The following is an 8963-nucleotide window of genomic DNA, read 5'->3' on the forward strand; positions in this document are numbered from 1 at the left end:
GCCGGGTACGCGCGCCCGTCGCGGTGGTGTCCGCGTCCTCGGCGACGGCCGCCGTGGGACGGGTCCTCCAAGGCCGGCTCGTGCACCATCGGGTGAGCCGCCCGATCCGCGGTCGCGGGCGGATCGGCGGGCCGATGGCGGCCGCCGGCTCTGGAAACGGCGGGCGCGCCCATCGGCCCGCCTCCTGGCGGGGACAGTCAGGCCGGTGGCCGTTCCCCGCCGGCCGGCGCGCGGGGCGGATGGGCCTCGAAGGGCCGCACCTGCGCCCGGAGCGCCTGGATCTCGCGGTACAGGCCGTCGTCGCGGCAGCGCCAGGTGCCGATGGGCGGCGCGGCGACCTCGGCCGGCACGCCGTGCCCGTTGACGGCGGGGGAGCCGCTGCCCCGCGGGGTCATTCCCGGACCACGGGCGTGATCCCGGTCCTGCGGTCGCGGCCGGAGAAGCGGAACCCGCCGACCGGGCTTCGCCCGCCGCCGCCCGGCCGGAGGCCGAGATGGACGGCCCGGCCCGTGGAGGCGCCGGGCCGCAGCCCCGTTTCGCCGGGATCGGCGGCGTACGTGAGGGTGGCGCCCTCGGCGCCGGTCACGACCATGTCGGCGCGCGACCAGGTGCCAGTGGTCGTCGGGGGTGCCGGGGGACAAGGTCCGACGCCTCCTCCCTGGTCGCCTGGAGTTATCGACTCGCTACAATGAGTTATTTCCTGAGGTGGAGGCGAGGAACCTGCCTTATGGGTGCTCTTGGCCTTGCCTCACGGTCAGGGCCGTAAGGGGTCCGGGCAGGCCGGCCTTCATCAGGACCGGGCGGGACGCTAGCCGATCTTGGTGATCCGCCAGGCCTGCGCGCTCGCCGCCTTGTTGCACGGCCACTGGATGGCGGACTTGCCCTTGCGTGCCTCGCCGCGGCCGATGGCCAGGCACATCTGGGTCGCGCCGTTCATGAAGTGGTACGCCCGGAACTCGTCCTCCGGGACGCCCCTGACCCGGAACATCCGCTTCGGCTTCCAGCGCTGCGCCCACCCGCCGTTGCACGGCCACTGGATGGCGGGCCTGCCCTTGCGCGCCTCGCCGCGGCCGATGGCCAGGCACATGCCGGTCGCCATGTTGACCAGGTATCCCTCGGACGACATCACCCATCGTTGCGCCGGGCTGTGGATGCAGGGCCACTGGATGGCGGACTTGCCCTTGCGCGCCTCGCCGCGGCCGATGGCCAGGCACATGCCGGTGGCCACGTTCCTCAGCTCGACGACCGATCCGGCGGCGACCGATCCGGTGGCCGCCTGTGAGGGAGCCGCCTGTGAGGGAGCCGCCTGTGCCGGGGCCGCCAGGAGGCTGCCGGCCAGCGTGGTGCCGGCCAGAAGGGTGATCATTCTTCGCATGGGGCGCGTCCTCTCGTCGGAAGGGGGACGAGGCCGGCGCGGCGTCGTCCGTCATCAGGATCGTGGCGGCGGCGGGATTGTTCGGCACCCCTGGTCAGGCGGCGAAACAATGCCGTCGGAGGCAGGCCGGCCGGAAGGGGTGCTCCGGTCCCTGGACGGCGCGTCGCCGGCGGCTGCCATGACGCTCCGCCGCCGGCCGCCCAGGAGGAGCAGGCCGGTGACGCCGAACGTGGCGGTCACGATGAGCAGCTGCGTCCCGTAGCCGGTGGTCTGGGTGGGCAGCACCATCCCGTTGACGTGTAGGCCGGTGTGCACCCCCACCGCCATCCACAAGGCGCCGGTCCGGACTCGTGCCGCCGTGCAGGCGAAGCCGAGCGCGGTCGCCTGGAGCACGTACAGCCCGCGCTCGACGGGGGTGTCGGCCGGGCTCTGGGAGAGGATGTGCAGGGCGCCGAAGCCCACCGAGACCACGGCCAGCACCGTCGCCGGCGCCAGCCGGGCGGAGAGTGTGTCGAACAGGTGCCCCCGCCACAGCAGCTCCTCCGGGAACGCCTGGCTGAGCAGGGCGAAGGCGATCGAGAGCGGCAGGTACGCCAGCTCCGGCGCGACCGATTCCCAGGGCTGCCAGGAGGTCACGCCGAGCGCCACCGACAGGGCGCTCGCGGCGGAGGCCGCGGCCACGCCGACGAGCGTGCCCGTCAGGAGCTGGAGCGGAGCGCGCCAGGACATGGTCAGGCCCACGCCCCGCCACGGCCGGCGGGTGAGGAAGCGGCGGATGAGATGGACCAGCCCGAGCGAGGCCAGCGTGATGCCGATCATGCCGAGGGGCCGGTACAGGGCGTGATCCTGGTCGAGCAGCAGCACCACGGGGGCGGTACCGATGATCACCTGCGCGAACGTGGCGGCGACGGTGACCGACACGGCCAGGACCGGATGGGTGGCTTTCATGACGCCACGGTAGGAAGCCGGCCGTCGCCGGGCATCGGTCCGTGGCAGGAACCTGGCATGACGTTCGTCATGGGTCTCGGGGAGGATCACGGCGGCGGCGCGGGAAGGCTAGGGTCACACCGTGTCGCCCCGCCCGATGCCCCGCCCGATGCCCCGCCCGATGTCCGGTCCGTCTGTCTCGCCCTTCCTGGCCGGGTCGCGTGGCACTGGGGCGCCGCCCCTGCTGAGCGTCGTGTTCTGGGTGGTGCTCGCGGCCACCGCGACGGCCTATCTCGCGCGGCTCGGCACCCCCGCGCCCTCCGCCGTGCAGGGCGCGCTGTTCGGCGTCAACCTGGCCCTGGTGGGCGCGTTGTGGCCGGTGCTGCCGTGGCGGCCCGCCCGCGGGTGGCGGGGGTGGGCGGGCGTGGTGTTCGTGGTGGCGACGTTGACCCTGGGCCCGGCCGGCTCGGACGAGATCCACCAGCTGCTCACCCTCATCGCCGTGGCCCACCTGGCGTTCGTCCACGGCGTGCGGACGGCCGCGCTGATCATCGGCTTCCTGTGCTGCACGGTGTTCGTCTCGGTCGTGAAGCTGTACGGGCAGGGGATCCTCGACGCCGTCGAGCAGACCGTGGCCATCGTGGTGTTCGCCGTCTTCGTCCTGGGCATGACCTCCGCTGTGCTGGAGGCACGGCGCAGGCGTGAGGAGGCGCAGCGGCTGCTGGCCCGGATCAGGGAGCTGACGGTCGCGCGGGAGCGGGCGCGGATGGGCGCGGAGATGCACGACTCCCTCGGCCACCACCTGACGGTGATCAAGATGTGCCTGGAGAACGCCGAGCGGTTCCGCGACCGGCGCCCGGAGGCCGCCTGGGACGAGGTGCGCCAGGCCAAGGACCTCACGCGCCAGGCGCTGACCGAGGCCCGGCGCTGGGTCCGGGCGTTGCGCCCGCTGGCGCTCGACGCGCATGTCGGCAGCACGGCGCTGCAGCAGCTGGCGTCCTCGTTCGACGGCACGGGTCTCGGGGTCTCCTTCGAGGTGGTGGGCGAGGAGGTGCCGCTGCACCCCGAGGTGGAGCTGGTGCTGTACCGGGTGCTGCAGGAGGGGCTGGCCAACGCGGTCCGGCACGCCGGCGCCCGCCGGGTACAGGGCCGCCTCGCCTTCCTCGGCGGCCGGGTGGTCCTGACGGTCGCCGACGACGGAGGGGGCCGCGACCGCGAGGCGCGCGGCGGCTTCGGCCTCAGCTCGCTCGCCGAGCGGGCCCGGGCGGTGGGCGGCACCCTCGTCGCGGGCGACCGCGCGGGCGGCGGGTTCGAGGTACGCGCGGAGCTGCCGGTCGGCGTGGAGGCGGACTCGTGAGCGCGGACTCGTGAGGACGGACTCGTGAGGACGGACACATGAGGACGGTGCGGGTTCTGCTGGCCGACGACCAGGAGCTCATCCGCCAGGGGCTGCGCAAGATGCTGGAGATCGAGGACGGCATCGAGGTCGTGGGCGAGGCCGCCGACGGGCACGAGGCCCTGCGGGTGGCCGGGCGGTGCCGTCCGGACGTGGCGCTGGTGGACGCGCGGATGCCGCGGATGGACGGCGTCGAGCTGATCGCCTCGTTGTCGGCCCGCCATCCGGCGGTGGCCTCCCTCGTGCTCAGCACCTTCGACGAGGACGGCTACGTCTTCGGCGCGTTGCGGGCCGGCGCCGTGGGGTACCTGCTCAAGGACTGCACCCCGGAGGAGCTGGTGGAGGCCATCCGGCGGGCGGGGCGGGGCGAGACGGTGCTGGCCTCCCCGATAGCCGCCCGGCTGGTCGCCGAGCTCCGCCGTACGGCCGCGCCGGTGCCGTACGGCGAGCCGCCGGAGCCGGAGCAACTGTCGGCCAGGGAGGCGCAGGTGGCCCGGCTGATCGGGACGGGGGCCACGAACAAGCAGATCGCCGAGCGGCTGCTCATCGCCGAGGGCACGGTCAAGAACCACGTCACGAGCCTGCTGCGCAAGTACGGGCTGCGCGATCGCACGCGGCTCGCGCTGCGCCTGCAGCAGTCCGCCCGGCCCGGACCATGACGGAGGGGCCCTGCCCGCCCGGCCCCCGCGTCACCGTACCGGGGCCGGTCTCACTCGCGCGGGGCCGTCCAGATCCGGCTGCGCAGGTCCATGCCGCGGATCACCTGCACGCGCCAGGGGTCGAGGCGGAGGACGTGCAGCTTGGGGTCGGCGGGCGAGCGCCAGAAGTTGCCGAGGTCGTAGCCGGCCCCGCGCGGGCTGGTGGCGCGGTACAGCTCCCAGACGTGGCTCTTGACCTCCGGCTCGGCGGCCCAGGTGGCCACGGCGTCGATGGCGACCGAGTTGTTGCCCGGTCTCCAGTAGGAGAAGGAGGTGTGCGGGTTGCCGGCCAGGTGGGCCGCCTTGACGGGGGTCCGGTAGGTGGCCAGCCAGCCGAGCGGCCGCCCGTCCACGCTCTCCCAGACGGGGATGAGGACGCGGGTGCGGGGGCGGTTCCTGGCATCGACGGTGACCATGGTGGCGTACCCGATGGCGCCGATGAAGGTGTTGAACTCCCGCTCGATCTCCGCGAAGGACCTCACCGTGACGGCGCTCATCGGACCGGCTCCTTCCGCAGGCCGAGGGCGCTGACGGCGGCGGCCAGGACGGCGGCGGCGATGGGCACGGCCAGGGCGGCGCGATAGCCGTCGAGCATGCCGGCCGCGGTGGCGCCGGCCGTCGTGGCGACGATGACGGCGGTGCTGGCGGCGAGCCCGAGCGCGGCGCCGAACTGGAAGGAGGTGTACAGCAGCCCGCCGGCCACCCCCTGCTCGCTCTCCGCCACGCCGTCGGTGGCGACGATGGTCAGCGGCCCGTAGGCGAGGGCGAACGCCACCCCGAGGATGATCATGGTGGGGAACATGGCGAGGTAGACGGTGTCCGCGGCGATGGGCAGGAACAGCGCGTAGGACAGCACGGCCAGGAGCAGCCCCGCCAGGATGACCTTCGCGTTGCCGAACCGGTTGACCAGCCGGGGGGTGAGGGTCGGGGCGAGGACGGCGTCCGCGCCGACGGCCAGCATGGCCAGGCTGGTCTGCAGCGAGCTCCAGCCGCGCAGCTCCTGCAGGTAGAGGACCGCGATGAACTGGAAGCCGAAGAACGCCCCGGCGAACAGCAGGCCGGCCAGGTTCGCCCGGACCAGGGGCGCCGAGCGCAGGAGGCCCAGTCGCAGGAGCGGAGCGGCGGACCTGCGCTCGATCACGACGAACAGGGCGATGAGGACGAGCCCCGCGGCGATGGTGGCGGCCGTCCAGCCGGCGCTCGTATGGGAGGCCCGCTCGACGCCGAGCACCAGCAGCATGATGGCGGCGGTGATGGTGACCGCGCCGAGCACGTCCACGTGCCGGTCGTGGGAGCGTTCGCGCGGGGTGGCGGGGATCAGCGGCACGGCCAGCACGAGGATGACCAGCGCCAGGACGGCGGGCGCGAAGAGCACCAGCCGCCAGTTCACGGCCGCCAGCAGGCCGCCGAGCACCAGCCCGAGGGAGAAGCCGCCCGCCGCGGTGCCGGAGTAGATCAGCAGCGCCTGGTTGCGCTGCGGCCCTTCCGCGAAGCCGGTGGTGATGATCGACAGTCCGGCCGGGGTCATGACCGCCGCGGCGACGCCGGCCACGAAGCGGGCGGCGATGAGCGTCCAGCCCTCGCCGGCCATGCCGCCCAGCGCCGAGACGACGAGGAAGACCGCCAGCCAGGCCAGGAACATGCGGCGGCGGCCGAACAGGTCGGCCGCCCGGCCGCCGACCAGCATGAACCCGCCGTAGCCCAGGACGTAGGCGCTGATCACCCATTGCAGCTCGCCGGTGGACAGGCCGAGGTCGGCCCGGATGGCGGGCAGCGCCACGTTGAGCATGGCGACGTTGATGCCCTCCAGGAAGATCGCCCCGCACAGGACGAACAACATCCCCCACGCCCGTGGTGTCAGGCGCAGCGAGGTAGCGGGGGATGGGACGGTGGTCGACACAGGAGCTCTCCAATGGTTCCGTTTGGTAACGAAGGAATCTTGCGTCACCGTGAAGAGCTAGGGAAGAAGGCACTTCAAAGGCACCGGGTTACCGCACGGGAACCGCCGACGACCAGGCCGGACAGCGGGTCGTACGGACCGGCCGGGGGGGCGCGGCGGAGGCGGGTGCGGGCTTCTCCGGCAGGGTGGCCATCCCGTCGGACGGTGCCGCACGGCTGGTTCTGTTTGGTAACGAAGGAATCGTGCGTCACCATTGGGAGCTATGGAAGACGGCACATCAAGGGCACCGGGCCAGTGCACGGGGACCGACGAGGACGAGGCCAGGCAGTGGGACGTCCGGGCCGACTGCGACGTGCGGCAGATCCTCGACCGCGTCGCCGACAAGTGGTCGCTGCTGGTGATCGCCCTCCTCGACCGCAGGACCATGCGCTTCTCCGAGCTGCGCCGCACCGTGGACGGCGTGAGCCAGCGCATGCTCACGGTCACCCTGCGCCACCTGGAGCGGGACGGGCTGATCAATCGGACCGTCTATCCGACGGTGCCGCCCCGGGTGGAGTACGCGCTGACCCCGCTCGGCATCTCGCTGCACGAGGTGATCAAGTCGCTGGTGCTCTGGACGGAGGACCACCAGCAGGAGATCTCCACCGCCCGCTCCGCGTACGACGTGCGGACCGCCGAGGAGGAGCACCGGCTCCAGGCGGCCGGCCACTGACACCGGGACAGCGGGGCGCCGGGGAGATCGACGGAGCGGGAGACCGCCTGACCCGTGCGGTCCGGCGGTAGCTCCTCTTCCCTGTTCCCTCAGCCCTCGCCGCGAGCGGTGAGCCAGGCACGCAGTTCCCGGCGCGCCTGGTGACGGCTGCGGCGGCGGTCCTGGCGCCGGAAGCGGTACCACTCCCGGCCCCCGCCGACGCCACCACAGTCGAACACGTAGGAGGCGGTGGCGCGCCAGTGGCAGCCGCTCGTCCGCCGGTTGACGGACGCGCTGTCGGCGGTGATCTCGTCGGGCAGCGTGCACGGCCCGAAGCGGTGATCGTGCTCGGGCACGCAGGTCACCATCGGCGCGTCGGCCATCCGCACCCACCAGGGCCGGGTCTTGTCGGTCTTGCTCATACGGTCACCTTTCGGCTCCGTGAAGCCCCGGATTGGGGCTGTCACAAGATCCGATGCACCGTGATCACCTCCGATTCCGCGTCCGACAAGCCGGCGACGAATGCGACGCTACCGCACGCCGGCCGCGGGTCCCGTCCGGACACCAGCTCGGCCACCGCGTCGCCCGCCTGCAGGCCCATCTCGGCGGCCGAGCCGAGCAGCCGGTAGGCCAGGGCGGACAGCCGGGGCCGCTGCTCCTCGAACACGCCCTCGCGCATCCGCGGTCAGGAGAGCTCCTTCCCCGGCCGCGGCACGCCCCCGCCGCCGGCTTCGAGCGGGCTGTCGGCTTCGAGCGGGCTGTCGGTTTCGAGCGGGCTGCCGGTTTCGAGCGGGCCGGCGGTTTCGAGTGGGCTGTCGGTTTCGAGCGGGTTGGCGGCGAGGCGGGCGGCGAGCCCGGCGCGGACGGACCGGGCGGCGCGGCCGTCCGGCTTCCGGGCGGCCTGGCTCTCGAAGCAGGCGGCGAACTCGGCGGCGAGGCCCAGCCGGGGATACGCCTCCAGCACCTCGGCCCGCAGGCCCGCGGGGATCTCCTCGGCCCGGCGCCCGGAGATGTCGATGCCGGTGGACAGCTCCAGCAGGTGCCCCTCGGGGTCCTCGGCCACGTCCACGGCGTCCCACATGTGGCGCACGATCACCTGCGCCACGCGCTCGCGCCGCTCGACCGGCCAGCCGGCCCCGGCCGCGAACACCCAGGCCACGTGGCCGCCCGCCTCCTCGAACGGCACCGCGTGGCTGTCGAACTCCTTCACCAGCCCGAGGTCGTGCAGCACCGCGGCCACGTACAGCAGCTCCTCGTCGAAGGCGATGCCGTGCTCGGCCCCGTACGCGGCGGCCCACAGGTAGGAGCGGACCGAGTGGTTGTACAGCGAGGGAGGGCAGTAGGCGGCGGCCACCTCGCGCGCGGCGGTGGCGGCCGGGGAGCCCGGGACGGGGATCTGGGAGAGTCTCATGACCACATTCCTACCGTACCTTCAGGAAGCCTGAAGATCAGGGTCCTGGGGCTGGCCCGCGGGCCTGCGCACGCGGGTGGTGTCGGTGTCGAGGCGGGTGCCGTCGGCGCCGGTCGGCGCGAGGGCCGGCACCGGGACGCCGTTCCTGTCGACGAGGACGGAGTGGGCCTCGCCGGGGTCGAAGGCGTGCCGCTCGCCCCATTGGCGCAGGGTGAGGATGACGGGGAAGAGGTCGCGGCCGGCGTCGGTGAGCACGTACTCCCGGCGGCGGCCCGAGGGCGCGGTGCGCTGGGCGAGGAGCCCGTGGGCGACCAGCTTGCGCAGGCGGTCGGTGAGGATGTTGCGGGCGATGCCGGTGCGCCGCTGGAACTCGTTGAACGACCGCGCCCCGTCCATCGCGTCGCGGACGACGAGCAGGCTCCACCTGTCGCCGACGAGGTCGAGCGTGCGGGCGACTGGGCACTCCGGGTCGGTCCAGCCGGGGTTCGTGCCGCGCGACATGACGCCTCCCGATCGGTTGCGGATTGAAACCATTATGCCGTACGGTCAAACGGTTGCGATTTGC

At 73.2% G+C, this 8963-nt stretch carries 13 protein-coding genes; 3 read left to right on the top strand and 10 right to left on the bottom strand.

The features are described from left to right. Positions 1–197: 197 nt before the first annotated feature. The 4 genes from AB0H75_RS30180 to AB0H75_RS30195 all read right to left on the bottom strand — a co-directional run bounded on the left by AB0H75_RS30180 (position 198) and on the right by AB0H75_RS30195 (position 2323). Positions 198–395 (bottom strand): hypothetical protein, encoded by a 198-nt coding sequence (locus tag AB0H75_RS30180; RefSeq protein ID WP_367802010.1) that lies wholly within the window; start codon positions 393–395, stop codon positions 198–200. Next, on the bottom strand, positions 392–592 hold the full coding sequence (locus AB0H75_RS30185; RefSeq protein ID WP_367802012.1) for a hypothetical protein: 201 nt from the start codon (positions 590–592) through the stop codon (positions 392–394). The genes AB0H75_RS30180 and AB0H75_RS30185 overlap by 4 nt, the downstream gene beginning before the upstream one ends. A 216-nt stretch (positions 593–808) precedes the next feature. Continuing rightward, positions 809–1375 (bottom strand): RICIN domain-containing protein, encoded by a 567-nt coding sequence (locus AB0H75_RS30190; RefSeq protein ID WP_367802014.1) that lies wholly within the window; start codon positions 1373–1375, stop codon positions 809–811. A gap of 54 nt (positions 1376–1429) precedes the next feature. Further along, a complete protein-coding gene (locus tag AB0H75_RS30195; RefSeq protein WP_367802016.1) occupies positions 1430–2323 on the bottom strand; it encodes a lysostaphin resistance A-like protein in 894 nt (297 codons plus the stop codon). Between the two features lie 160 nt (positions 2324–2483). On the opposite strand from AB0H75_RS30195, the gene AB0H75_RS30200 reads away from it, so the two are divergent. Next, entirely contained in the window at positions 2484–3659 is a 1176-nt protein-coding gene (locus AB0H75_RS30200; protein WP_367802018.1) for a sensor histidine kinase, read from the top strand. 38 nt (positions 3660–3697) lie between these two features. Next, positions 3698–4357 carry a response regulator gene (locus AB0H75_RS30205; protein ID WP_367802019.1) on the top strand — a complete coding sequence of 220 codons (660 nt, stop codon included), beginning with the start codon at positions 3698–3700 and terminating at the stop codon, positions 4355–4357. A 50-nt stretch (positions 4358–4407) separates the two neighbouring features. On the opposite strand, the gene AB0H75_RS30210 is transcribed toward AB0H75_RS30205, so the two are convergent. Both AB0H75_RS30210 and AB0H75_RS30215 read right to left on the bottom strand, forming a co-directional pair. Further along, the gene (locus AB0H75_RS30210) at positions 4408–4893 is read right to left on the bottom strand and encodes a pyridoxamine 5'-phosphate oxidase family protein (RefSeq protein WP_367802020.1); all 486 of its coding nucleotides are present in this window, start codon (positions 4891–4893) and stop codon (positions 4408–4410) included. Continuing rightward, a complete protein-coding gene (locus AB0H75_RS30215; protein WP_367802022.1) occupies positions 4890–6296 on the bottom strand; it encodes an MFS transporter in 1407 nt (468 codons plus the stop codon). Before AB0H75_RS30215 ends, AB0H75_RS30210 begins: the two co-directional genes overlap by 4 nt. Before the next feature lie 262 nt (positions 6297–6558). Here AB0H75_RS30215 and AB0H75_RS30220 point away from each other — a divergent pair, with 262 nt between their 5' ends. Continuing rightward, a complete protein-coding gene (locus AB0H75_RS30220; RefSeq protein WP_367802024.1) occupies positions 6559–7008 on the top strand; it encodes a winged helix-turn-helix transcriptional regulator in 450 nt (149 codons plus the stop codon). Between the two features lie 89 nt (positions 7009–7097). Here AB0H75_RS30220 and AB0H75_RS30225 read toward each other — a convergent pair whose 3' ends face one another. The 4 genes from AB0H75_RS30225 to AB0H75_RS30240 are packed head-to-tail and all read right to left on the bottom strand — an operon-like array spanning position 7098 to position 8899. Continuing rightward, on the bottom strand, positions 7098–7409 hold the full coding sequence (locus AB0H75_RS30225; RefSeq protein ID WP_367802026.1) for a hypothetical protein: 312 nt from the start codon (positions 7407–7409) through the stop codon (positions 7098–7100). Between the two features lie 41 nt (positions 7410–7450). Then, on the bottom strand, positions 7451–7666 hold the full coding sequence (locus AB0H75_RS30230; protein ID WP_367802028.1) for a hypothetical protein: 216 nt from the start codon (positions 7664–7666) through the stop codon (positions 7451–7453). Between the two features lie 6 nt (positions 7667–7672). Then, a complete protein-coding gene (locus AB0H75_RS30235; protein WP_367802030.1) occupies positions 7673–8398 on the bottom strand; it encodes an HD domain-containing protein in 726 nt (241 codons plus the stop codon). A 21-nt stretch (positions 8399–8419) separates the two neighbouring features. Continuing rightward, the gene (locus AB0H75_RS30240) at positions 8420–8899 is read right to left on the bottom strand and encodes a winged helix-turn-helix transcriptional regulator (protein ID WP_367802032.1); all 480 of its coding nucleotides are present in this window, start codon (positions 8897–8899) and stop codon (positions 8420–8422) included. Positions 8900–8963: the final 64 nt, after the last annotated feature.

This window comes from Nonomuraea sp. NPDC050783, from assembly GCF_040802095.1.
Lineage (GTDB): Bacteria > Actinomycetota > Actinomycetes > Streptosporangiales > Streptosporangiaceae > Nonomuraea.